Below are 23,438 nucleotides of genomic sequence, written 5' to 3'. Positions count from 1 at the left end.
GTGAGATGACGATCCGACGACTGCTCGTCGCCAACCGCGGCGAGATCGCCCGCCGGGTGTTCCGGACCTGCCGCACGCTCGGCATCGAGACCGTCGCGGTGTTCTCCGACGCCGACGCGGACCTGCCGTTCGTGCGGGAGGCCGACGTCGCGGTGCGGCTGCCCGGGAACACCCCGGCGGAGACCTACCTGCGCGGCGACCTCGTGGTCCGGGCGGCCCGCGACGCCGGCGCCGACGCGGTCCACCCCGGCTACGGCTTCCTCTCCGAGAGCGCCGACTTCGCCCGGCAGGTGCGCGACGCCGGGCTGACCTGGGTCGGCCCCCGGCCGGAGTCGATCGACGCGATGGGCTCCAAGGTCGAGGCCAAGAAGCTGATGGAGAAGGCCGGCGTCCCGGTGCTGGGCGAGGTCGACCCCGCCTCGGCGACCGAGGCCGACCTGCCGCTGCTGGTCAAGGCGTCCGCCGGCGGCGGCGGCCGCGGCATGCGCGTCGTCCGGGCGCTAGCCGACGTCGCGAGCCAGGTCGAGCTCGCCGCGCACGAGGCCGCCTCCGCCTTCGGCGACCCGACGGTCTTCTGCGAGCCGTACGTCGAGCACGGCCGGCACGTCGAGGTGCAGGTGGTCGGGGACGGCCACGGCCACGTGCTCGTGCTCGGCGAGCGCGACTGCTCGATCCAGCGTCGCCACCAGAAGGTCGTGGAGGAGACCCCGGCGCCGGGCCTCTCCCGGGAGACGCAGGCGGCGCTGCACGACGCCGCGCGCAGGGCCGCCGAGGCGATCGACTACGTCGGCGCGGGCACGGTGGAGTTCCTGCTCTCCGGGGACCGCTTCTGGTTCCTGGAGATGAACACCCGGCTCCAGGTGGAGCACCCGGTCACCGAGCTGGTCACGGGCACGGACCTCGTGGCGCTGCAGGTCGCCGTGGCCGAGGGGCGGACGCTGGAAGCCCCGGCCGACGCGCCGCGGGGGCACGCGGTGGAGGTGCGCCTCTACGCGGAGGACCCCGCCGCCGGCTGGCAGCCCCAGAGCGGCCGGCTCACCCGCTTCGACGTCCCCGGGGTCTCGGCGAGGTTCGCGAACCCGGCGTCGTACGGCCTCCGGCTCGACTCCGGCGTCGAGACCGGCTCGGAGGTCGGCACCCACTACGACGCGATGCTCGCGAAGGTGGTCGCCTGGGCACCGACCCGTGAGGAGGCACTTCGCCGGCTCGCGGGCGCGCTGTCCCGTGCCCGCATCCACGGGCTGAGGACCAACCGCGACCTGCTCGTCGAGGTCCTGAGGCACGACGCCGTCGTCAGCGGCGACGTGAGCACGGACTTCTTCGAGCGCCACGAGCTGCGAGCGCGGGGTGGGGCCCACCGCGGCCGGGGCGCGGTCGACCCGGCCGAGGTGAGCGCCCACGCGGCCGCGCTGGCACTGGCCGAGCGGCACGCCGCCGGGCGGCGGGTGCAGCGGCGGGTCCCCGCCGCCTGGCGCAACGTCGCGTCACAGCCCCAGGTCACACGGCTCGTCGAGGGCTACCCGGACGGCTCGCGGACCGCGGACGACGACGTGCTCGACGTCGAGTGGTACGCCGGGCGCGACGGCTACCGGTTCGCGCACCAGGACGCACCTGCCCTCGGCGCGACCAGCGTCCGGGCGGTCCGGGTGGCCCCGGACCGGGTGACCCTCCAGGTCGACGGGGTGGACACCGCCTTCGAGGTCTCCGTGCGCGGGGACGTCGTCGACGTCGACTCGGTGCACGGCCACGTCGCCCTCACCCGGCTGCCCCGGTTCGTCGACCCCGCGGACCAGGTCGCGACCGGCTCGCTCCTCGCGCCGATGCCGGGCAGCGTGGTCCGGGTGGCCGTGGAGCAGGGACAGCCCGTGGCCACCGGCCAGCCCGTGCTCGTGCTCGAGGCGATGAAGATGCAGCACACCGTGGCCGCGCCGTACGACGGCACGGTCACCGACCTCCCCGTGTCCGTCGGGGACCAGGTCGCAGCGGGGGCCGTCCTGGCCGTCGTACACCCCCGGGAAGCACCGTCCGAAGGAGACCAGGCATGAGCGCCGAGACCGACACCACCGTCCCGTTCACCGAGGCCGACGAGCGGAGGAGCCTGCGCAGGGAGGTGGCGAAGCTCGCCTCCGGCTACGGCCGGGAGTACTTCGTGCGCCAGGCACGCAACGGCGAGAAGACCACCGACCTGTGGCTCGACATGGGCAAGCACGGCTACCTCGGGGTGGCCCTGCCCGAGGAGTACGGCGGTGGGGGCGGTGGGATCGGCGACCTGGCCGCGGTCTGTGAGGAGCTCGCCGCGCAGGGCTGCCCGCTGCTGATGATGGTGGTCTCGCCGGCGATCTGCGGCACCGTGATCTCGCGGTTCGGCACCGAGGAGCAGAAGGCGCGGTGGCTGCCGAGCATCGCCGACGGCACGCTCACGATGGCGTTCGCGATCACCGAGCCCGACGCCGGCTCGAACTCCCACGACATCACCACCACCGCCCGCCGCGACGGTGACGGCTGGGTGCTGCGGGGCCGCAAGATCTACATCTCCGGGGTCGACGAGGCCGGTGCCGTCCTGGTGGTGGCCCGCACCGAGGACGCGCGCACCGGCCGGCTCAAGCCCGCCCTGTTCGTCGTCCCGACCGACGCCGAGGGCCTGGAGTACCAGCCGATCGACATGGAGATCGTCAGCCCCGAGCGGCAGTTCACGCTCTTCGTCGACGACGTCCGACTGCCCGCGGACGCCCTGGTCGGCGACGAGAACGCCGGGATCGCGCAGCTCTTCGCCGGCCTCAACCCCGAGCGGATCATGGCCGCGGCGTTTGCCACCGGGATCGGCCGCTTCGCCCTCGACAAGGCCACGGAGTACGTCAAGGGCCGCGAGGTCTTCGGTGCCCCGATCGGCGCGCACCAGGGCGTCGCGCACCCGCTCGCGCAGTCCAAGATCGAGATCGAGCTGGCCCGGCTGATGACGCAGAAGGCCGCCGCGCTGTACGACGCGGGGGACGACACCGGCGCCGGCGAGGCCGCGAACATGGCGAAGTACGCCGCGGGGGAGGCCGCCTGTGCCGCGGCCGACCGGGCGGTGCAGGTGCACGGCGGGAACGGGATCACCACCGAGTACGGAATGGCCGGCCTGCTCGTCGCCGCCCGGGCCACGCGGATCGCCCCCGTGTCGCGCGAGATGATCTTGAACTTCGTCGGGTCGCACTCGCTCGGCCTGCCCAAGTCCTACTGACCCGCCGTCCTACCGAGGAGCCACATGACCGAGCTCGTGCACTACGACGTCGCCGAGGGCGTCGCCACGCTGACCCTGGACTCACAGCACAACCGCAACGCCCTGTCCCGCGGCCTGGTGAGCGAGCTCGTCGCGCACCTCGCGACCGCCGAGGCCGACGACGAGGTGAAGGTGGTGGTGGTCCGCGCGGAGGGCCGCACCTTCTGCTCCGGGGCCGACCTGTCCGAGGCCAGCGCGGACGGGATGGAGCAGGCGGCCGGGGTGCTCGTCGACCTCCAGCGCCGGATCGCCACCCTGGCCAAGCCGGTGGTGACCCGGCTGCACGGCAACGTCCGCGCCGGAGGCATCGGGATCGTGGCCGCGTCCGACATCGCGCTCAGTGCCGACGACGCGACGTACGCCTTCACCGAGGTGCGGCTCGGGCTCACCCCCGCCGCGATCTCGCTCAGCGTGCTTCCCCGGATGACCGACCGGTCGGCCGCGCTGACCTTCCTCACCGGCGAGGTCTTCGACGGCACCTCGGCCGCCGAGATGGGTCTGGTCACCAAGGCGGTCCCCGAGGACGAGCTCGACCTCGAGCTGCGCCAGGTGTGCGCGGCGCTGGTGAAGGGCAACCCGCAGGGCCTGCGGGAGACCAAGCAGCTCCTCGGCGGGCCGCTCGTCGACCGGATCGACCGGCACGGCGACGACCTCGCGAAGCTCTCCGCCCGCCTCTTCGGCTCCGACGAGGCCAAGGCCGCGATGACCGCCTTCCTCAACCGCCGGAAGTAACCGCCGCCCGCGGCGTGACCCGGCCCGCCACCAGCAGCCCGGTCACAGCCGCGAGGAAGCCACCGAGCAGGGTCGAGCCGAACGCGAGCGGTCCCGGGTCGGGCGCGGACAGCGCGAGCAGCGTCCCACCCGCCGCGAGCGTCAGCGCCATGCTCGTGGAGCCGGCCATCTGCAGGGCGCTGCTGTTCCGGCCCTGCTCGTGGTCGGCGGACAGGTCGAGGGTGAGCACCGAGAGCGAGGGCGAGGCCAGCCCCATCCCGAGCCCCGCCACGCACCAGCCGGCGAGGCCGACCCAGGGCGTGAGGCCCGGCCAGGCCAGCAGCGTGGTGACCGCGAGCCCGGTGCTCATCAGCGCCAGCCCGGCGCGCAGCACGAGCACCCGCGGCACGGTGTGGTCCCGGCCCTGGGCCCACGACCCGGCCGCCCACGTCACCCCGGTGATCGTCAGGCTGACGCCGGCCAGCGAGGGCGGGAACCCGTGCAGCACGGTGAGCAGCAGCGGGAGGAACGCGCCGACCCCGCTGAACGCCGCGCCGGTGAGGCTGCGGACCAGGGTCACCGCCGGTATGCCCCGCTCCGCACGCAGCGTCCCGGCGGGGAGGACCCGGGTCGCGCTCGCCGCGAGCAGCGCGGCCCCGCCGGCGATCGCGAGGAGCGCCGGGCCGGTGCGGGAGTCGAGCTGCTCACCGGCCACCGTGAGCACGAGCACGGCCGCGGCCGCGGTCACCGCCCAGGGCACCAACGCCCGCTCCGGCCGGGCGGCCGCGTCCGGCGACGGGTCACGGGCCGGCTCGGCGGCGGCCAGGCGTACGGCGGGCCGCAGCAGGAGCCACGCCGGGACCAGGAGGGCGAGCGCCCCGAGGAAGACCCAGCGCCACCCCGCCTGCTCGGTGACCACGCCGGTGACCACCGGACCGAGCACCGAGGGAAGGATCCACGCCGCGGCGAACAGCGAGAACATCCGCGGCCGCAGCTCCGCGGGCAGCGTCCGCGCCACCAGCACCATCAGCGCGACGTCGAGCAGCCCCTCGGCCAGGCCGCCGAGCAGCCGGCCGACCACCACCACCGGCATCGACACCGCCAGGCCGACGACGAGCTGGGCGAGCGCGAACGTCGCGATGCCGAGACGCAGCGGCGGCACGGGTCCCCGGCGGTCCGCCCACAGGCCGGTCACCGCCAGCGCGACGAGATAGCTCGCGGCCGGTGCGGCGGCGGCCACCCCGAACGCCCCGACCGCGTCGAGCTCGCGCACCATCGACGGCAGCGCGGTGCTCACCGCCCGGGCCTCGAAGGCGCCGAGCGTGACCAGGGCGACCGCGCCGAGTGCGAGGGGCAGGTGCGGCCCGCGGAACAGGCTCGCGGACGTGGTCGGGGCAGGGGTCGGGGGAGCCGGTGCGGCTGTGGTCGTCATGGCGACGATGCTGCAAGTTCAAGCTCACTTGAGGTCAAGCCCGACGCGGCCGATGTCCCCAGCGGAGGGGCGAAGGAACGACCCTCGGACGCCCTCGCGGGGGAACAGCCGGAAAACGGTCCGGGAGCCCCCCAGCGCCGGGGTAGAGTTGACGACTCGCTTTTTCCAACGACGGGAAAGCGCACCAGGACGTCGAGGAGACGGTGAAACCGCTTGTCCGCAGAGATCGCTGAGCAGGAGATCGCTCACGAGCAGGAGTTCGTCGACCGGGTCTACCGGCAGCTGGAGCAGTCGGCGCGCAACGCCGAGGCCCTCGCCAAGGAGGGCCACGGCCGCGGCCGGCTCGGGCACGAGGGGGGCCTGGTCGAGCGCGACGCGATGGTCTTCCAGGCCGCCAAGCGCCTGGCCACGCTGAACGCCGCGCACGAGGGGCTGGTCTTCGGCCGGCTCGACCTGGGCGACGCCGCCGATGGCCCGCGCTACATCGGCCGGATCGGCCTGCGAGACGACAACCGCGACTCCATGCTCGTCGACTGGCGCGCCCCCGCGGCGGCGGTGTTCTACCAGGCGACCGCGGCCGACCCCCAGGGCGTCGTACGGCGCCGGGTGCTGCGCTGCGCCGCCGACAAGGTCGTCGCCGTCGAGGACGACCTGCTCGACGCCGAGCGCGGCGAGGACCTCGTCGTGGTCGGCGAGGGCGCCCTGATGGCGCAGCTCTCCCGGGCCCGCGACCGGTCCATGCACTCGATCGTGGCGACCATCCAGGCCGAGCAGGACAAGGCGATCCGGGCGCCGGGCCGCGGCGTCGTGTCGATCTCGGGCGGTCCCGGCACCGGCAAGACCGTGGTCGCGCTGCACCGGGCGGCGTACCTGCTCTACTCCAACCGGCGCCGGTACGAGAGCGGCGGCGTGCTCATCGTCGGCCCCTCGGGCGTCTTCATGCGCTACATCGAGCGGGTGCTCCCCTCGCTGGGCGAGACCGCGGTCGCGCTGCGCTCGCTCGGCGAGGTCGTCGACGGTGTCAAGGGCACGCGGCACGACGACCCCGCGGTCGCGGACGTCAAGGGCGCGGCGCGGATGGCCGAGCTGATGCGCCGTACCGCCCGGCAGGCGGTGCCCGGCGCGCCCCGCGATTTCCGCGTGTTCTACCGCGACGACACCATCGTGCTGACCGGGCGTGACCTGTCCGCGCTGCGCCGCCAGCTGCTGTCCGGGGGCAAGCGCAACCGGCAGCTGCCGCGGGTGTTCTCCGCGCTGGTCGACGCGATGTGGCGCCAGGTGCGCGGTGAGCGTGGCCGCGACCGCGGTCGTGAGGAGTTCGTCGACACGATGATGGGCAATGTCGACTTCGTCGAGTTCGCCCGCGCCTGGTGGCCGGCCCTGGACGCCACCGACGTCCTCGGCTGGCTCCGTGACCCCGACCTCCTGGCCCGGGTGGGCGAGGGCGTCGTGTCGCAGGAGGACATCGCGCTGCTCTCGAAGTCGTGGAGCGGCGCCGGCGACCGCGCCCGGGACTACTCGGTCGAGGACGTCGCGCTGCTGGACGAGCTGCGCTACCAGCTCGGCGACGTCCCGGAGAGCCACGAGCACGACCGCGACCACGAGCCGGACCCGCTCGCGCACCTCGTAGACGAGGGACGGCCGGAGGTCACCACGGTGTCCGACCGCGAGTACGCCACCGGCCCGCGCACCTCGGTCCGCACCGAGGACGACGGGTACGCCCACGTGCTGGTCGACGAGGCACAGGACCTGACCCCGATGCAGTGGCGGATGGTGGGCCGTCGCGGCCGCGCCGCCAGCTGGACGATCGTCGGCGACCCGGCGCAGTCGTCGTGGCCGGTCCCGCGGGAGGCGAGCCGGGCCCGCGAGGAGGCGCTCGGCGACAAGCCGCGCCACGAGTTCCACCTCTCCACGAACTACCGCAACAGCAAGGAGATCTACGACTTCGCCGCCGCGTACGCCGCCCGGGTGGGCCTCGACGCCGACCTGCCGAACGCGGTCCGCTCCACGGGGCTGGACCCCGAGGAGCGGCGGGTCGACGACCTCGAGCAGGGGGTCCGCGCGGCCGTCGTGGGGCTCGCCGGCGCCGTCGAGGGCACCGTCGGGATCGTCGTGCCGGCGGCCCGGCGCGCCTCCGTGCAGGGCTGGCTGGACACCTGGGACGAGCTCGGCGAGGACCGCCTCGGCGGCGCCGACGCCCGCATCGCGGTGCTGACCGGCCTCGACACGAAGGGCCTGGAGTTCGACGGGATCGTCGTCGTGGAGCCGCAGGAGATCGAGTCGGAGTCCGCGACCGGACGCGCGACGCTGTACGTCGTGCTCACCCGCGCCACCCAGCAGATGGTCACCGTCTCCGCCGGCTGACCGGGGCGACCGTCCGCGCCCGTCGGGACGTCGCCGCCCGGCTCCCGGGAGGTAAGACGTGGGCGGACGCCGTACCCGCCGCTGATAGCGTTTCAGCACCATGAACACGCCTGCCGCCTCCCCTGCATCCGCCGCGCTCGACGCGATGGCGGGGCACGAGGCCTGGGCGGCGATCCGGCTGCGTGACTCCGCCACGGTGACCCTCGTCGGCGGTCGCCGCTCGGTCGTGGAGAGCCTGCTCGACGTGCCCCTCGAGGACGGCGTCCCGGCGGACGGCCGCCGCTTCGACCGGCTGCTCGCGGTCCCGTTCCGCCAGGTCGCCGAGCGCGGCTTCGAGGCCCACGACGACGGCGCCCCGCTGGTCGTGGTCGACATCGACCTCGAGGCCGAGGTCCCGCTCGCCGAGCTGCTCGAGGCGCTGCCGGACGAGCCGGTCGAGTTCGAGGACCGCGGTGGCTTCGAGACCTCCGACGACGAGTACGGCGTCGTGGTGGAGCGGATCATCGAGGACGAGATCGGCAACGGCGAGGGCGCGAACCTCGTCGTGGGCCGGCACTACCGGGCGCAGCTGGCCGACTGGGACACCCGCAAGGCGCTGACCGTGTTCCGCCGGTTGCTGGAGCGCGAGCGCGGCGCCTACTGGACCTTCTGCCTCTTCACCGGCGACCGGTTCCTGGTCGGGGCGAGCCCGGAGCGGCACGTGAGCGTGCACGGCGGCGACGTCCGGATGAACCCGATCAGCGGCACGTTCCGGCTCAAGGGGCTCGACGACCCCGCCGAGCGCAAGGAGCGGCTGCTGGAGTTCCTCGCCGACGAGAAGGAGATCTACGAGCTCTTCATGGTCGTCGACGAGGAGCTGAAGATGATGTGCGACATCTGCAACGAGGGCGGCCAGGTGCTCGGCCCGTTCCTCAAGCCGATGACGCACCTCGTGCACACCGAGTACCTGCTCGCCGGCCGGACCAACCGCGACGTCCGCACGGTGCTGCGCGACACCATGTACGCCGCCACCGTCACCGGCTCGCCGGTCGAGAACGCCTGCCGCCTGATCAAGAAGTACGAGTCCGAGGGCCGCGGCTACTACGGCGCCGCGCTCGCGCTGCTCGGCCGGGACACCCAGGGCCGGCCCACCGCGGACTCCCCGATCGTGATCCGCACCGCGGAGGTCTCCCCGGACGGTGCGCTCAAGGTCACCGCCGGGGCCACCCTGGTGCGTGACTCCGAGGCGGCGTACGAGGTGGCCGAGACGCACGCGAAGGCGGGCGGCATCCTCACCGCGTTCGGGCTGGTCCCGCCGGTCGGCACCGCCCCGGGCGGGGTCGCGGAGCTCGCCCAGGACGAGGACGTGCTGATCGCGCTGAACTCCCGCAACCAGCGGCTCAGCAAGTTCTGGCTCACCGACCAGGGCGGCTCCGCGCCCGCACCCGAGCTCAAGGGCCGCAGCGCGGTCATCCTCGACGGCGAGGACGACTTCGTGAACATGCTCCGCCACGTGCTGGCGGTGATGGGCATGACCAGCACCGTCGTCCGGCACGAGGACTGGACCCCCGGCGCGCTCGACGGCTTCGACCTGGTCGTCGTCGGCCCCGGGCCCGGCGACCCGCGGGACGGGGACCACCCGAAGATCGCGGCCTTCCGCGCCGCCGTCGACGAGCTGCTCGCCGCCGGGCAGCCCTTCCTCGCGGTGTGCCTCGGCCACCAGGTGCTGTGCAGCAGGCTCGGGATCGACCTGGGCTACAAGGACATCGTGTTCCAGGGCACCCAGTCGCCGGTCAGCCTGGCCGGCCGCGAGGAGAACGTCGGCTTCTACAACACCTTCGTCGGCCGGGTCGACGGCACGGGCCTGCCCGAGGGCGTCGAGGTCGCCGCCGACCCGGAGAGCGGGGACATCCACATGCTTTCGGGCCCGCACTTCCGCGGGGTGCAGTTCCACGCCGAGTCGATCCTCACCGAGCACGGCTACGAGCTGATCCACGACCTCGTGCTCGAGCTCCTGACATGACCCCGCCGGTGGTCCCACGTGTCGTCGTGGTCGACCACCACGACTCCTACACCTGGAACCTGGTCCACCTCCTCGCGTCCGTGACCGGCGAGCTGCCCGTGGTCGTCGAGCACGACGAGGTCACCGAGGACGACGTGCTCGGCCGCGGGTTCACCCACGTCGTGCTCTCGCCCGGCCCGGGCAACCCGGACACCGAGCGCGACTTCTCGGTCGGCCGCGCGGTGCTCCTCGACGCGACGGTGCCCGTGCTCGGCGTCTGCCTCGGCATGCAGGGCCTGGTCTCGGTGTACGGCGGCCGAGTGGCCGCGGTCGCGCCGTCCCACGGTGACGTGGCGGAGGTGACCCACGACGGGAGCGGGATCTTCCGCGGCGTGCCGCAGGGGTTCCACGCGGTGCGGTACCACTCGCTCGCGGCGGTCACCCTGCCCGCCGTACTCGCCGCCACCGCCTGGTGCGCGGGGGAGGACGGCCCGGTGGTGATGGGCGTCGCGCACCGGGAGAGGCCGCTGTGGGGCGTGCAGTTCCACCCGGAGTCGGTGCTCAGCGAGCACGGTGCCACCCTGGTCGCGAACTTCCTGGAGCAGGCGTGAGCTGGCCCGACCCGGTCTCGGCGTTCCGCGACCTGGCCGGCGCGCACCCGCGGATGTTCTGGCTCGACGGCGGCGGGTCACGGGAGTGGTCCGGGCGCCGCTCGATCCTCGGCTGGCTCGCGGACGACGACGTCTCGCTGACCTACGACGCCGCGACCCGCGAGGTCTGGCGGCACGTCGGCGGTGACCGCGAGCTCGTCGGCGACGACGTCTTCGCGGCGCTCGAGCAGGAGACCGCGCGCGACGCGGACGACCCCTCGGTCAGCTGGGTGGGCTACCTCGGGTACGCCGCGCGGCCCGACCTGCCGGCGCTCGTGCGGCCCGCCGGTCCGCACCGGGTACCCGACGCGATGTGGATGCGCACCGCGCGGACCGTGGCCTTCGTCCACGAACCCGCCGACCAGCCCGGTGCCGAGGCCGCCGAGGCCGCACTGACGGGCCGGCCCGCGCCGCACGTGCCGCAGGTCGGCCGGGAGGAGTACGACGACTGGTTCGTCCGAGTCCAGCAGCAGCTCCGGCTCGGCAACTCCTACGAGGTGAACCTGACCTACCGCGAGGAGGTCGCCTCCGCCGTCGACCCGGTCACCGCCTACCTGCGGCTGCGCGAGGTGAACCCGGCGCCGTACGCCGGCTACCTCCAGCACGACGGGGTCAGCGTGCTCAGCTCGAGCCCAGAACGGTTCGCCACCGTGGACCGGAACCGGTGGGTGCAGACCAAGCCGATCAAGGGCACCACACCGCGCGGCCGCACCGCGGCGGAGGACCACGCGCACCAGGAGACGCTGCGGACCGACCCGAGGTTCCGCGCCGAGAACCTGATGATCGTCGACCTGCTCCGCAACGACCTGTCGGTGGTCTGCGAGCCGGGCACGGTCACCGTCCCGCAGCTGATGGAGGTGGAGTCCTACGCCACGGTGCACCAGCTCGTGTCCACGGTGCGCGGCCACCTGCGCGACGGGATCTCCACGATGGCCGCGCTGCGGTCGCTGTTCCCGGCGGGCTCGATGACCGGCGCCCCGAAGCTCCGCACCATGGAGGTCATCGCCGACGTGGAGACGTCGCCGCGGGAGGTGTACGCCGGCGCGCTGGGCTGGGTCAGCGGCGACGGCCGGGCCGACCTCGGCGTGGTGATCCGGACGCTGACCTGGCACGAGGGCCGCTACACGCTCGGCACCGGTGGCGGCATCACGGTGCGTTCCGATGCCGCCTCGGAGTACGACGAGACCCGGTGGAAGGCCGCGCGGCTGCTCATGGCGCTCGACCCCGTGGCCGACCGGGCCGGGGCCGAGCGTCCTCGGGACGACGACGGGCCGGAACCCCCCGCAGGGAACGCCGGCCCGCAGTCCCACCCGGAACCGGACCCGGAGCCGGTCCGGGAGGGGCCGCTCTAGGAGGTGGGCTCGCCCTCGTCGCTGTCGAGGGTGGCCTTCACCGTCCGCTCCTCGCCGTCGCGCTGGACGGTGAGCGTGACCGTGTCCCCGGGCCGGTAGCCGCGGATGGTGGCCACCAGCGACTCCGACCCCGAGACGAGCCGGCCGTCGACCTCGGTGACCACGTCGCCCTCCTCCAGCCCGGCGTCGGCGGCGGCCGAGCCGTCGGAGACGCTGCTGATGCCGGCGCCGGTGAGCAGGCCGTCCCGGCTCGACGCGTCGGTGACGGTGACCCCGAGGCGGGCGTGGGTGGGGGTCTCGCCGTTGCGCAGCTGGTCGATGATCGGCAGCACCTGGTCGAGCGGGATGGCGAAGCCGAGCCCGATCGAGCCGCCCTCGCCCATCGACGAGGAGGTGCGGATCGAGGAGTTGATGCCGACGACCTGGCCCTGCATGTTCACCAGCGGACCGCCCGAGTTGCCGGGGTTGATCGCGGCGTCGGTCTGGATCGCGGGGTAGGTGGTGTCGGTGGACGTGCTGGTGGAGTCGCCGGCCGAGACCGGACGCGCGAGCGCCGACACGATGCCGGTGGTGACGGTGGCCTCGAGCCCGAACGGCGAGCCGACCGCGACCACCTCCTCGCCGACGTCGAGGTTGTCCGAGCTGCCGAGGGTGGCCGGCGTGAGCCCGGAGACGTCCTTGGCCTGGATGATCGCGAGGTCGGTGAGCGGGTCCGTGCCGACCACCTCCGCCTCGGCCGAAGAACCGTCGTCGAAGCTGACCGAGAGGGTGCCCCCGCCCTCCGCGACCTCGACCACGTGGTTGTTGGTGAGGATCACGCCGTCCGAGCTGAGGATCACACCGGATCCGGAGCCCTCGCCCTGCTGGCCCTGCACGGTGATCTTCACCACCGACGGCAGCACGGAGTTGGCGACCGCCTCGACCGAGCCCTCGGCGGGAGCGCGGTCCGCACCGGTGACCACCGGCGAGGTGGTGGTCGGGGAGGCGGTCGACACGGCCGCGTCCTCGGCCGGTGCGAGCGCCCGGAAGCCGGCGGCCCCGGCGATCCCACCGAGCGTGCCGACGGCCAGCGCCGCGACGAGCACGCCCGCGGTCACCGCGCCGCCCCGCCTGCGGGCCGGCGCCTCGGTCGCCGGGCGCTCGCCGGCGAAGCCGAACGGCCCCGGGCCGGTCTCGTACCGGTGCTGCGTGGGGGCGGTGTGCAGCGGCTGGGTGTGCTCCACGTCCTGCTCGGCTGCGGGCCGCTGCGTCGTGGGCCGCTCGCCGGGGCCGTCGCTGGACGGGTCGTTCTGGGGTCGGTACGGGGTCTGGTCGTTCATGTTTCCAGTGTGGGCAGGCAACCTGAACCCGGGCTGAGAGCCCGCTACGACCCTGCCAAGAGTGACCCCGCCGCCCGATGGTCCGGTTCCGCGGCCGGAGCGGACGGCTGTACGGCGGAGCCCGGGACCTCGAACCAGAAGGCCGCTCCGCAGTCGGCCATCCGTCCCGCGCGCACCGACCCGCCGTGCCGCTCGGCCACCTGCCGCACGATGGAGAGGCCGAGTCCGGAGCCGGGCATCGTCCGGGACTCCTTCGAGCGGTAGAAGCGGTCGAAGACGTGCGGCAGGTCCTCGTCGGAGATCCCGCAACCCTGGTCGGCCACGAGCAGGCTGCCCTCCTCGAGCGCCACCGTGACCACGCAGGTCGGGGGGCTCCACTTGGCGGCGTTGTCGAGCAGGTTGGTCACCGCGCGCTCGAGGGCGGCGCCCTCCCCGGTCACCCACCACGGCTCGGTGTGCACGTCGAACTCCAGGCCGGGGGCGCGGCGCCGTACCCGCTCCACCGCGCGCTGGGTGATCTCGGCGAGGTCGACCGGCTCGACGGTCACCGGCAGCGGCTCGTCGCGGGCGAGCTCGACGAGGTCCCCGATCAGCGTGGTGAGCTCCTCGATCTGGAAGCGGACGTCGGCGAGCAGCTCGGCGCGGGCATCCTCGGACAGCCCGCCGCGGCGGTCCGCCTGGGCGAGCAGGTCGAGGTTGGTGCGCAGCGACGTGAGCGGGGTGCGCAGCTCGTGGCCGGCGTCGGCGACGAGCTGGCGCTGCCGGTCGCGGGAGGCGGCGAGCGCGGTGAGCATCGCGTTGAACGCCAGCGCGAGACGGGCGAGCTCGTCGTTGCCCTCGAACGCGATCGGGTCGAGCTTCTCGGTCCGCGCGATCTCCTCCGCGGCCTCGGTCAGCCGGCGTACCGGCCGCAGCCCGTTGCGGGCCACGCCCCAGCCGGCCAGGGTCGCGCCGACGACCCCGGCGAGGCCGAAGATCAGCAGCACCAGGCCGAGCCTCTCCAGCGTGCGCTCGGTGGGCAGGAGCGACTGGGCGAGCACCAGGGCGACCCCGCCGTCGCGCGTGGGCACGGCGACCACCCGGTAGCGGCCCTCGTCGGTCGAGACGGTGCGCAGCGAGTAGCCGGCCTGCCCCCGGGCCACCTCGAGCTCGGGCTCGCCGATCTCGATGGAGTCGGAGTCCCGGTCGACCGTGGAGATCGCGCCGGAGGCGTCGACGAACCCGATGTGTACGTCGGCCGCACCCAGGGTCCACGACGGGATCTGCTGCTCGGTGAGCACGCTGAGCGCGCGGGACTGCCCCGCCGCGGCCGCCCGGTCGAGCAGCGACTCGTCGAGCGAGGCCATCATCTGCATCCGGACGGTGGCGAACGCGGCCAGCGCCACGATCGCCACCGAGAGGCCGACCGCCAGGGTCGCGAGGAGGGTGACCCGGCTCGCGAGCGACCGCTTGTAGTGCAGCCCGGTCATCAGCCTTCCTTGAGCACGTAGCCGACGCCGCGCACCGTGTGGATCAGCCGCGGCTCACCGCCGGCCTCGGTCTTGCGACGCAGGTACCCGACGTACACCTCGAGGGAGTTCGCGGTGGTCGGGAAGTCGTAGCCCCACACCTCCTCGAGGATGAAGGAACGGTCCAGCACCCGGCGGGGCCGGCGCATGAACATCTCGAGCAGGGTGAACTCGGTGCGGGTCAGGTCGATCAGCCGGTCGCCGCGGTGCACCTCCCGGGTCGCCGGGTTGAGCGTGAGGTCGGAGAAGGCCAGCGACTCGCGCTCGGTGTCCTCCTCGGCGGGGGCATGGCTGCGACGCAGCAGCGCCCGGAGCCGCGCGAGCAGCTCCTCGAGCGCGAACGGCTTGGTCAGGTAGTCGTCGGCCCCCGCGTCGAGCCCCTCCACCCGGTCGCCGACGGAGTCGCGGGCGGTGAGCACCAGGATCGGCAGGTCGTTGCCGGCGCTGCGCAGCACGCGGGTGGTCTCGATCCCGTCGAGCCGCGGCATCATCACGTCGATCACCAGCGCGTCGGGGGCCAGCTGGCCGATCGACGCGAGCGCCTCGGCGCCGTCGTGGGCCAGGGTCACCGTGTAGCCGTTGAACTCCAGGGAGCGCCGTAGGGACTCGCGCACCGCCCGGTCGTCGTCGACGACGAGGACACGGGGGGCCTGATCGCTCCGGGAGTTCGTGGTCACCACAGGTCTAGGGTGCCACCCCGACCTGAGATCGTCCTGAGCCGCGCCCGGTCAGACGAGGCTGCGCGCGGCCTCGGCGGCGCGGGCGCCGTACCCACCCCCGAACAGGCACGCGTGCACCAGCAGCGGGAACAGCTGGTGCAGCGGCACCCGCTCCTCCCAGCCGTCGGCGAGCGGCGCCTCCTCGGTGTAGGCGTCGAGCACCCGGGGCAGCTGCGGCAGGCCGAACAGCGCGAGGAGGGCGAGGTCGGACTCGCGGTGGCCGCCGTGCGCGGCCGGGTCGACCAGCCAGCCCCGGCCGTCCTGCCCCCACAGCACGTTGCCCGACCAGAGGTCGCCGTGGATCCGCGCCGGCGGCTCCGCGGGCCCCGCGAGGTCGACGATCCGGCGGACGACGCCCTCCACCGCGGCGGCGTCCTCCGGGGCGATGTTGCCGCGGTCCCAGGCCAGCTTGAGGTACGGCAGGATGCGGCGGGTGGCGAAGAACTCCGGCCATGAGGGGGCCGGACGGTTCGGCAGCGGCAGGGTGCCGATGTAGCCGTCTCGCCCGGACACGGTGCCGAACCCCGGCGCCCCGGCACGGTGGGTCGCGGCGAGCTGCCGGCCGAACCGCTCCGCGACGTCCACCGACGGGCGGGCGGTGTCCACCCAGGACAGGATCAGGCAGTCCGGCTCGGCCGCGAGGACCTCGGGTACGGCGGCGCCGGGGGTCTCGGCCAGCCAGCGCAGCCCCTCGGCCTCGGTGGTGAAGAAGTCGTCGGGTGCGTGCGGGCGGGTCTTCACCAGCGCCGAGGAGCCGTCCGAGAGCCGGAGCCTCGTGGAGGTGCAGATGTCGCCGCCGGCGACCGGGGTGGTGGCCACGACCGTCGCGCCGAGCAGCGTCTCCGCCCGGTTCGCGATCGTGCCCATCCGCGCCACGTCAGCCCCGGCCCAGCTCGGCTTCCAGCGCGGCCACCAGGGCCGCCGCGGTGCGCTCGACGGTGGCCAGGACCGACCCGAACCCGTCCTCGTCACCGAAGTAGGGATCCGGCACGTCGCGGTCCCCGTCGTCGGCGCGGGGGTCGAAGTCGCGGAACATCCGCAGCCGGGAGACGTCCCCGCCGGGGGCGACGTCGGTGAGGTCGGCGTGGTTGCTGCCGTCCATGGCCAGGACCAGGTCGTGCTCGTCGAACCAGGTGGCCTCGAACTGGGTGGCGCGGTGCTGCGAGGCGTCGTACCCGTGCGCGGTGAGCACGGTCGCGGCCCGGCGGTCCATCGGGTGCCCGACGTGCCAGCCGCCGGTGCCGGCGCTGACCACCTCGACCCGGTCGGACAGTCCGGCCCGGTCGACGTGCTCGGTGAGGACCACCTGGCCGATGGGGGAGCGGCAGATGTTGCCGAGGCAGACGACCGCGATCCGGTAGCGGCCGCCGGTGCGCGGCGGCGGCAGCGGCGTGCGGTGGGTCGGCGTGGCGCCGGGCCGGTCCGGGTCAGTCATGGAGCACCGCCTCGAGCAGCCAGGTGGACAGGGTCACGATGATCGCACCGCCCACGGCGGTCCAGAAGCCGTCGACGTGGAAGCCGAGGCCGAGCTGCAGGGAGAGCCAGCTGGTGAACATGAGCATCCCCGCGTTGATCACCAGCAGGAACAGCCCCAGCGTGAGGATGATGAACGGCAGCGACAGCAGCTTGATGATCGGCGCGATCACGGCGTTGAGCACGCCGAAGATCAGCGCCACCAGCACCAGGGTGATCACCCGCTCCTCGGTGGTCGCCCCGGTGACCCGGATACCGTCGAGGAGCCAGGCCGCGGCGGCCAGGGCGAGAGCGTTGACGACGACCCAGATCAGGAACTTCACGCCTCGATACTGCCAGACGGGGTGATGCTTGCCGATCCCGTGCGCAACCGCACGCGGACGCACGCGCGGCGGTCGTCGCGGCGTGGGGCCCGAGCCGGTCACGTGAGCCGCTGCGGCCCCCGCAACCGCCGGGGGCGGGGCCACGACCGCGCAGGTGAACCGTTGCGGTCGAGGGGTGGGTCGCGCGGGAGCCCGGCCCCCCGGTCGGGCCGGCGGTGACACGGACACAGCGTCCGGCCCCGGCGCGACGCGGTGGTCTCGCCGGGGCCGACACGGTGGTCCCCCCACCCTGGCCCCAAGGTGGCGCCCAGTGAATCCCCCCACGCGCGGTGAGCGCGTCGTTCGACCCCTGGCCGAGACAGGTTCGAGTCCCCCCAGCGGATGCTGGCTCGAAACCGCCTTGGTGCTCGCGACGGCGCGACCTGAGAATCCCCTCCCGGTCAGGCTGCCGCTGAGTCCATGGTGGACGACGCCCGGGCGGATGCGTAGCGGATCCGAGTCAAAACAACGGACTTCGTGGCGAATGGCGCGCCAACACCCCAGGGTCGTGGCCCGTTGTGACTACTGGGGTCGGCGTTCTTTGTCCGATCCTGTGCCGAAACGTCCCGTCGAGACCTCAGATGGTCTAGACCGGCGGCGTGTCATGGGGCGATCTCAGGCCGTGGGGCCGTCGTCCCGCCGCTGTCGCCGCTGCAGCAGGTCCGCGAGCCCGTCCACCGCGGCCGGGCTGGGCGAGGCCGCGGCCCGGTTGTTCTCGGTCAGCTCGGCGAGCAGCTCCTGGCGGCGTACGGCGACCGAACGGGGCGCGTCCACGCCGATCCGGATCACGTCCCCGCGGACCTCGAGCACGGTGACGACGACGTCGTCGCCGATCACGACGCTGTCGCCGACGCGACGGCTCAGCACCAGCATGGGCTACTCCCTACTCTTCGCTCGGCGGACGGGGCACAGTCTGCCCGGTCAGCGCGCGGCGGCACCGGCGGGGAGCAGGGGAGCGCGCACGGGGAGGTCGGCGTCGTCGAGCACGACCTGGGCGGCGAGCCGGTGGCGGGGGTTGACCAGGACCGGGGCGAGCAGGTTCGCGGTGGCGTCGCCGGAGGCCTCGCCGAGGGTCACCACGACCAGCGCCACCAGGTCGTCGCCGGACTCGGCGCGGAGCGACTCGGCGACGGTGTCGGCGACCTCCGGGGTGTAGTCGTCGAAGAACAGCGAGGGCGGCACGACCACGAAACGGAGGTCGGTGTCCTCCAGCGAGCGCAGGTCGCAGACCGTGCCCTCCTCGTCGAGGCGGGCCAGGGCGAACCGGCGGTGCTCCGGGAAGCCCAGCATGGGGCTGACCATGTCGAGCACCGGGATCGCGCCCGGGCCGCTGTCGGGGGTGGTGGCGTCGGGCATCGTGGGGGTCCCTCGCATCGTGTCGGCCTCGTCGGGTGCCCGGACTCTCGCCTGGGCCGGCACCTCGCCGGGTGCCTGGGTTGCCAGGGTGCTCACCGGAGGAAGTCCAGCAGGGACGGCTGGATCACGCGGGCCGTCGCGCCGAGCGCCGCCTGGTAGGCGACCTCCTGCAGCTGCAGGTCGACGATCGCCTTGGCGATGTCCACGTTCTCCACCTCGGAAAGCGCCGCATGGGTGTCGATGGTGGTCGAGTCGACCGTGGTCAGGGCCGACTCGACCCGACCATATCGGGTGCCCACGTCGGCGAGCGCGGTGCGCATCCGCTCCGAGACGGCGTCGAGCCGGTCCAGCACGCCGCCGAGGGCGCCCGGGTTCGTCTCGAGTGCGGCGACCGCCTCGTCGAGGACCGCGAACAGGCTGTCGGCGCCCGCACCGAACGCCTCGGGCCCGCTGATGTTGACCCGGACGCCGACCCCGGCCCCGACCGTGCGGCTGACCGCCTCGGTGTCGCCCACGAAGGCGCCGGCGACGTCGTACGCCGCGCCGCCGCCCGTCGTCCCGCCGAACAGCGGCCGGCCGAGGTGCTCGGTGTTGGCCAGCGAGAGCAGCGACTCCCGGATCTGGGTGACCTCCGCGGCGAGCGCGCGACGGGTGTCCGTCCCGGTGCTGCCGGTCGAGGCGCCCTGGAGCATGAGGTCGCGCGAGCGGCGGACACCGTCGAGCATCGACGTCAGCGTGTTGTCCGCCCGGCCCAGCCAGGAGAGGCCGTCCGAGGCGTTGCGGGCGTACTGGTTGCCCGCCGCGAGCTCCTCGCGCAGGCGCATCGCGGCGTTGGCTCCGGTGGGGGAGTCCGAGGGGCGGTTGATCAGGCGGCCGGTGGAGAGCTGCTCCTGGGCACGGCCGAGGCGGCCCATCCCGGTCTGCAGCGCGGTCATCGACCGCTCGACCATGAGCCGCTGGGTGATCCGTGGCGAGGTCATCAGCGCATCAGGCCCGTCCGGTTGATGAGCGTGTCGAGGACCGAGTCGAGCGTGGTCAGCACCCGCGCGGCTCCCTCGTAGGCACGCTGGGCGGCCAGCAGGTTCACCATCTCCTCGTCGACGTTGATCCCCGAGAGGGCCTCCCGGGAGGCGTCGACCTGCGCGGTCAGGATGGTCTGGTTCTCCGCGACCCGGCGGGCCGAGGAGACCGCCACCCCGAAGTCGGTGACCAGGCTGCGGTAGGCGCCCGCGGCGAGGCCGAGGGTGCCGAGCAGGTCGGCGTTCGAGCCGTCGAGCATGCCCTTCGCCGGGTCGGCCGCCGCGACCGCGCGGGGGTCGGTGACCGCCACCTGCAGCGTCGCCGCGGTGCTGCCGGTGAAGAACGCCGTACCGGCGGCGCCGTCGAGGTCCGCGCCCTGGGCGTGCTGCGCGTTGACCGCGGCGGCGAGGTCGGCGACCACCGCGTCGAGCCGGGTGAGGTAGTCGGGGAGCGCGCCGGTGAGCAGGTCCTGGGCCGCGCCGAGCTCGCCGCCGCGCAGGGTGACGGCGGTGCCGCCGACGCTCACGCGGACCGGGTCGGTCCCCGCGCCGGCGAGGTCGGCCGAGCCGGAGACCGTCACCGGGGTGGCGGCGTTGCCGGCGACGAGCACCTGGCCCTCGACGCGGACGTCGACGGTGGTGTCCTCGTTGACGGTCACGGTGGCGCCGGTGAGCTCGGCGAGGCGCAGGGTGAGCTGGTCACGCTGGTCGAGCAGGACGCCGGCGTCGGTGCCCGAGACGTGGGAGATCCGCAGGCCCTCGTTGATCTTCGCCAGGCCGGCGGCGAGCTCGTTGGTCTCGGTGGCCACGGCGGTCAGCCGGGTGCGCTGGTCGGTCCACTCGGTGGAGACCGCGCGGCCCTGGGCGGCGATCGTGGAGCGCAGCGTCTCGGCCCGACCGAGCAGCTGGCTGCGCGCGGCACCGTCGCCGGGGTTGTTGGCCACGTCGTGCCAGCCCTGCTTGAAGGCGGCCAGCGCGGCGGCGACACCCCCGTCGCCCGGCTCGCCGATGGTGGTCTCGAAGCGGACCAGCGAGGTCGCCCGCGCGTCGAGGAAGGACCGGGCGGCGTGCTCGCTGCGCGCCCGGGCGTCGAGCAGCGGGTCGACCATCCGGTCGATGCCACCCACCTGGACGCCGTCGCCGGCACCCTCCCAGCGCGACCACAGGGCCAGCTCGGCGGGGGCGCCGGTGGCCTGGGCGACGGCGGCGCGGCGGGCGTACCCGGCGGTGCCGGCGTTGGCCACGTTCCCGCTGGCCACGTCCATGGCGACGCGGTTGTAGCGCAGCGCGGAGAGCGCGTTGGAGAGCGACGAGAAGGTCCCGGACACGGTCAGATGCTCCGATCCACGAAGCTGGTCCGGCGCTCGGTGACCGCCGTACCGGCGGCGGTGTAGGTCCCCGGCTCCTCGGACATCGAGAGCAGGGTGGCCTGCGCGGCCTGGTAGCCCGAGGTCAGCAGCTCGCGGTTGTTCTCGGCCATCGTCTGGATCTCGGCGGAGACCTCCGCGAACGTCGAGCGGTGGTCGAGCCAGAGCGTGCGCCACGGCTCCTCGCTGGCCTCGGCGATCTGCTGCAGGCTCGGGTTCGGGTCCAGCCCGAGCTCCGCCGCCACGGCGTCCGCCTCCACCGCCCTCAGCAGCTCGGTCTGACGGATGTTCTCCAGCACGTCCTCGATCTCGCGCGCCGCCGGTGCGAGCCAGCGGGTGCGCCCCGACGCCAGCACGAGCTGCTCGACCTCGAGCTTGAAGAGCAGGGTCTCCAGCAGCTCTCTCTCGCGCCAGAGGACGGAAGAAAGGTCCTCCATCGACATGGTTGCTCCTACCCCCCCGGGTGTTGGTGGTGTTGCGTTGCTTGGCCGGTCTATCGGCCGCGCCCGACCCATCCTGAGCGATAACGCACGGTGAACGAGCCAGGACACGGTTACTTGCTCTACGCAAGTACATAGTCCATTGCTGCCAGGTTTTACTTTGCGGGACTAGTCCACATGGGTGGTATGTACCGGGCAAATGGGTCGTTTGGCCCGAAGTTCGTAAAATTTATGTCCGTTTTGCCCGCTTAATTCTCTTGTGATCCCCCACAGCGAGCTCCCCCCCGCTCGCGACGCTTACGAAGATCTGGTCCACCAAGGAATCCCCCTTGTCGGGCACATCGTGCGCGAGACGCTCACCCGCGTCCCCGCTCACGTGTCCCGGGACGACCTGACCTCCGCAGGCCTCGCTGCCCTGGCCCAAGCCGCCCGCGCGTACGACGCCGAGCGCGGCGCCGGCTTCGTCGCCTATGCCTCGACCCGCATCCGCGGCGCCGTCGTCGACGAGCTGCGCGGCATGGACTGGGCGAGCCGCTCGGTCCGTCGCCGCGCCCGCAGCGTCGACGAGGTCCGCGGCACGCTGTCCACCGAGCTCGGCCGCCCGCCGACCGACGCCGAGGTCGCCGCGGCGCTCGGCATGGGGCTGGACCAGCTCAAGGCGCACCGCGACGACGTCTCCCGCGCGTCGGTCCTGTCGCTGCAGGGCTTCGACGACAGCACGATCGACGACGTCCTTCCCGTGCGCGGGGAGACCCCCGCGGACGTGCTGGAGCACCGGGAGCGGCTGGCCTACCTGCGCGACGCCGTCGAGCGGCTGCCCGAGCGTCTGCGGGCGGTCGTCGAGGGCTACTTCTTCGCGGAGCGGCCGATGGCCGAGCTCGCCGCGGAGCTCGGGGTCACTGAGTCGCGGATCTCCCAGCTCCGGGCCGAGGCGGTCGCGTTGCTGAAAGACGCCCTGAACAGCGCCCTCGACCCCCACCTGGTCACCGAGCACGCGCGGCCCACCGGCTGCGCGGCGCGGCGACGGGAGGCCTACTTCGCCGAGGTCGCGTCGCACCGCACCTTCGCGGCACGGCTCGCCCCGGCGCCGTACGAGATTCACTCCGCCTAACGCCTCAGGTTCCCGCAGGAGCGGCCGATCCCTCCTGCGTCACGGCCCATGGACGGGCCGTTCTCGACCCACTCAGGGAGGAAAAATCATGGGTCTTCGCATCAACCAGAACATCGCGGCGATGAACGCGTACCGCAACCTGTCGGTCACCGACGGTCAGATGTCGAAGTCGCTGGAGAAGCTGTCCAGCGGTTTCCGCATCAACCGCGCGGCGGACGACGCGGCCGGTCTCGCGATCAGCGAGGGCCTGCGCGCCCAGACCGGTGGCCTCAAGGTCGCCGTGCGCAACGCCCAGGACGGCGTCTCCGTCGTCCAGACCGCGGAGGGTGCGCTCACCGAGACGCACTCCATCCTGCAGCGCATGCGCGACCTCGCGGTGCAGGCGTCCAACGAGGGTTCCCAGGGCACGGACGCGCAGGCCGCGGCCAACACCGAGTACCAGGCCCTCGCGCTCGAGCTCGACGACATCGCCAACAAGACCACGTTCAACGGCACGGCGCTGCTCGACGGCACCTACGACAAGGCCTTCCAGGTCGGCGCCAACTCGGGCGAGCAGCTTCAGGTCACCATCGGTGACATGAAGGCGGCCACCATCCTGACCGCAGTCGGTGACCTCACCACCACGGCCACCGCCCAGACCGCGCTGGACAACATCGACGCCGCGATCAAGACGGTCTCCACGGAGCGCGCCGGCCTCGGTGCGGTCCAGAACCGACTCGAGCACAAGATCAACAACCTCAACGTCGCGGTGGAGAACCTGTCCGCGTCGGAGAGCCGGATCCGCGACACCGACATGGCCTCCGAGATGGTCGCCTTCACCCGCTCGCAGATCCTGTCCCAGGCCGGCACCGCGATGCTGGCCCAGGCGAACCAGGCGCCGCAGGGTGTGCTGCGTCTGCTCCAGTGATGACCTGTCACTGACTCGTTGACGGGGGCGGCGCCGCAAGCGCCGTCCCCGGTCGACACGCCGGTGGGGGCGGGACCGCCAACCCCCGTCCCCACCGGCCACCAG

21 protein-coding genes are annotated in these 23,438 nt (G+C 73.4%); 9 read left to right on the top strand and 12 right to left on the bottom strand.

Features of this window, described 5'->3' with window-relative positions; all coding sequences use genetic code 11:
• The first annotated feature begins 5 nt into the window (after positions 1–5).
• Genes K1X13_RS04425 through K1X13_RS04415 form a run of 3 tightly spaced genes read left to right on the top strand, consistent with a single transcriptional unit; the run spans position 6 to position 3,994 of the window.
• On the top strand, positions 6–2,045 hold the full coding sequence (locus K1X13_RS04425; RefSeq protein WP_221023784.1) for an ATP-binding protein: 2,040 nt from the start codon (positions 6–8) through the stop codon (positions 2,043–2,045).
• Positions 2,042–3,223 (top strand): acyl-CoA dehydrogenase family protein, encoded by a 1,182-nt coding sequence (locus K1X13_RS04420; protein ID WP_221023783.1) that lies wholly within the window; start codon positions 2,042–2,044, stop codon positions 3,221–3,223. Before K1X13_RS04425 ends, K1X13_RS04420 begins: the two co-directional genes overlap by 4 nt.
• Before the next feature lie 24 nt (positions 3,224–3,247).
• Positions 3,248–3,994 (top strand): enoyl-CoA hydratase-related protein, encoded by a 747-nt coding sequence (locus tag K1X13_RS04415; protein ID WP_221023782.1) that lies wholly within the window; start codon positions 3,248–3,250, stop codon positions 3,992–3,994.
• Here K1X13_RS04415 and K1X13_RS04410 read toward each other — a convergent pair.
• The gene (locus K1X13_RS04410; protein WP_221023781.1) at positions 3,978–5,405 is read right to left on the bottom strand and encodes an MFS transporter; all 1,428 of its coding nucleotides are present in this window, start codon (positions 5,403–5,405) and stop codon (positions 3,978–3,980) included. The genes K1X13_RS04415 and K1X13_RS04410 overlap by 17 nt on opposite strands.
• Before the next feature lie 213 nt (positions 5,406–5,618).
• On the opposite strand from K1X13_RS04410, the gene K1X13_RS04405 reads away from it, so the two are divergent.
• The 4 genes from K1X13_RS04405 (at position 5,619) to pabB (ending at position 11,752) form a co-directional block, all read left to right on the top strand.
• Entirely contained in the window at positions 5,619–7,769 is a 2,151-nt protein-coding gene (locus K1X13_RS04405; protein WP_221023780.1) for a HelD family protein, read from the top strand.
• 100 nt (positions 7,770–7,869) lie between these two features.
• Positions 7,870–9,771: an anthranilate synthase family protein gene (locus K1X13_RS04400; RefSeq protein WP_221023779.1), complete on the top strand. Its 1,902-nt coding sequence runs from the start codon at positions 7,870–7,872 to the stop codon at positions 9,769–9,771.
• Positions 9,768–10,361 carry an anthranilate synthase component II gene (locus tag K1X13_RS04395; RefSeq protein ID WP_225914519.1) on the top strand — a complete coding sequence of 198 codons (594 nt, stop codon included), beginning with the start codon at positions 9,768–9,770 and terminating at the stop codon, positions 10,359–10,361. Before K1X13_RS04400 ends, K1X13_RS04395 begins: the two co-directional genes overlap by 4 nt.
• Entirely contained in the window at positions 10,358–11,752 is a 1,395-nt protein-coding gene (gene pabB, locus K1X13_RS04390; protein WP_308249391.1) for an aminodeoxychorismate synthase component I, read from the top strand. The genes K1X13_RS04395 and pabB overlap by 4 nt, the downstream gene beginning before the upstream one ends.
• Here pabB and K1X13_RS04385 read toward each other — a convergent pair.
• The 11 genes from K1X13_RS04385 to K1X13_RS04335 all read right to left on the bottom strand — a co-directional run bounded on the left by K1X13_RS04385 (position 11,749) and on the right by K1X13_RS04335 (position 21,318).
• On the bottom strand, positions 11,749–13,071 hold the full coding sequence (locus K1X13_RS04385) for a S1C family serine protease (protein ID WP_221023778.1): 1,323 nt from the start codon (positions 13,069–13,071) through the stop codon (positions 11,749–11,751). The two genes, pabB and K1X13_RS04385, sit on opposite strands and share 4 nt — an antisense overlap.
• Positions 13,072–13,115: 44 nt before the next feature.
• Positions 13,116–14,540, bottom strand: a complete 1,425-nt coding sequence (locus tag K1X13_RS04380; protein ID WP_221023777.1) for a sensor histidine kinase — start codon at positions 14,538–14,540, stop codon at positions 13,116–13,118.
• Positions 14,540–15,256: a response regulator transcription factor gene (locus tag K1X13_RS04375; RefSeq protein WP_221023776.1), complete on the bottom strand. Its 717-nt coding sequence runs from the start codon at positions 15,254–15,256 to the stop codon at positions 14,540–14,542. Before K1X13_RS04375 ends, K1X13_RS04380 begins: the two co-directional genes overlap by 1 nt.
• A 51-nt stretch (positions 15,257–15,307) precedes the next feature.
• Positions 15,308–16,165, bottom strand: a complete 858-nt coding sequence (locus tag K1X13_RS04370; protein WP_225914518.1) for a fructosamine kinase family protein — start codon at positions 16,163–16,165, stop codon at positions 15,308–15,310.
• 10 nt (positions 16,166–16,175) lie between these two features.
• Complete coding sequence (locus K1X13_RS04365; RefSeq protein ID WP_221023774.1) at positions 16,176–16,733, bottom strand: low molecular weight protein-tyrosine-phosphatase; 558 nt, start codon at positions 16,731–16,733, stop codon at positions 16,176–16,178.
• A complete protein-coding gene (locus K1X13_RS04360) occupies positions 16,726–17,094 on the bottom strand; it encodes a phage holin family protein (RefSeq protein WP_221023773.1) in 369 nt (122 codons plus the stop codon). Before K1X13_RS04360 ends, K1X13_RS04365 begins: the two co-directional genes overlap by 8 nt.
• Before the next feature lie 654 nt (positions 17,095–17,748).
• Positions 17,749–18,006, bottom strand: a complete 258-nt coding sequence (csrA, locus tag K1X13_RS19330) for a carbon storage regulator CsrA (protein WP_221023772.1) — start codon at positions 18,004–18,006, stop codon at positions 17,749–17,751.
• A 48-nt stretch (positions 18,007–18,054) separates the two neighbouring features.
• A complete protein-coding gene (gene fliW / locus K1X13_RS04350) occupies positions 18,055–18,585 on the bottom strand; it encodes a flagellar assembly protein FliW (RefSeq protein ID WP_308249390.1) in 531 nt (176 codons plus the stop codon).
• A complete protein-coding gene (gene flgL / locus K1X13_RS04345) occupies positions 18,582–19,469 on the bottom strand; it encodes a flagellar hook-associated protein FlgL (RefSeq protein WP_221023771.1) in 888 nt (295 codons plus the stop codon). Before flgL ends, fliW begins: the two co-directional genes overlap by 4 nt.
• Positions 19,469–20,836 (bottom strand): flagellar hook-associated protein FlgK, encoded by a 1,368-nt coding sequence (flgK, locus tag K1X13_RS04340; RefSeq protein WP_221023770.1) that lies wholly within the window; start codon positions 20,834–20,836, stop codon positions 19,469–19,471. The genes flgL and flgK overlap by 1 nt, the downstream gene beginning before the upstream one ends.
• A gap of 2 nt (positions 20,837–20,838) precedes the next feature.
• Positions 20,839–21,318 carry a flagellar protein FlgN gene (locus K1X13_RS04335; protein WP_225914517.1) on the bottom strand — a complete coding sequence of 160 codons (480 nt, stop codon included), beginning with the start codon at positions 21,316–21,318 and terminating at the stop codon, positions 20,839–20,841.
• A 256-nt stretch (positions 21,319–21,574) separates the two neighbouring features.
• Here K1X13_RS04335 and K1X13_RS04330 point away from each other — a divergent pair, with 256 nt between their 5' ends.
• Positions 21,575–22,426, top strand: coding sequence for a sigma-70 family RNA polymerase sigma factor (locus K1X13_RS04330; RefSeq protein ID WP_308249389.1), 852 nt, complete (start codon positions 21,575–21,577; stop codon positions 22,424–22,426).
• A gap of 88 nt (positions 22,427–22,514) precedes the next feature.
• Entirely contained in the window at positions 22,515–23,333 is an 819-nt protein-coding gene (locus K1X13_RS04325; RefSeq protein ID WP_221023769.1) for a flagellin N-terminal helical domain-containing protein, read from the top strand.
• The last annotated feature ends 105 nt before the right edge of the window (positions 23,334–23,438 follow it).

The organism is Nocardioides jiangsuensis (assembly GCF_019679455.1).
GTDB classification, from domain to species: domain Bacteria; phylum Actinomycetota; class Actinomycetes; order Propionibacteriales; family Nocardioidaceae; genus Nocardioides_C; species Nocardioides_C jiangsuensis.
This window is presented reverse-complemented; position numbering and strand designations above follow the sequence as displayed.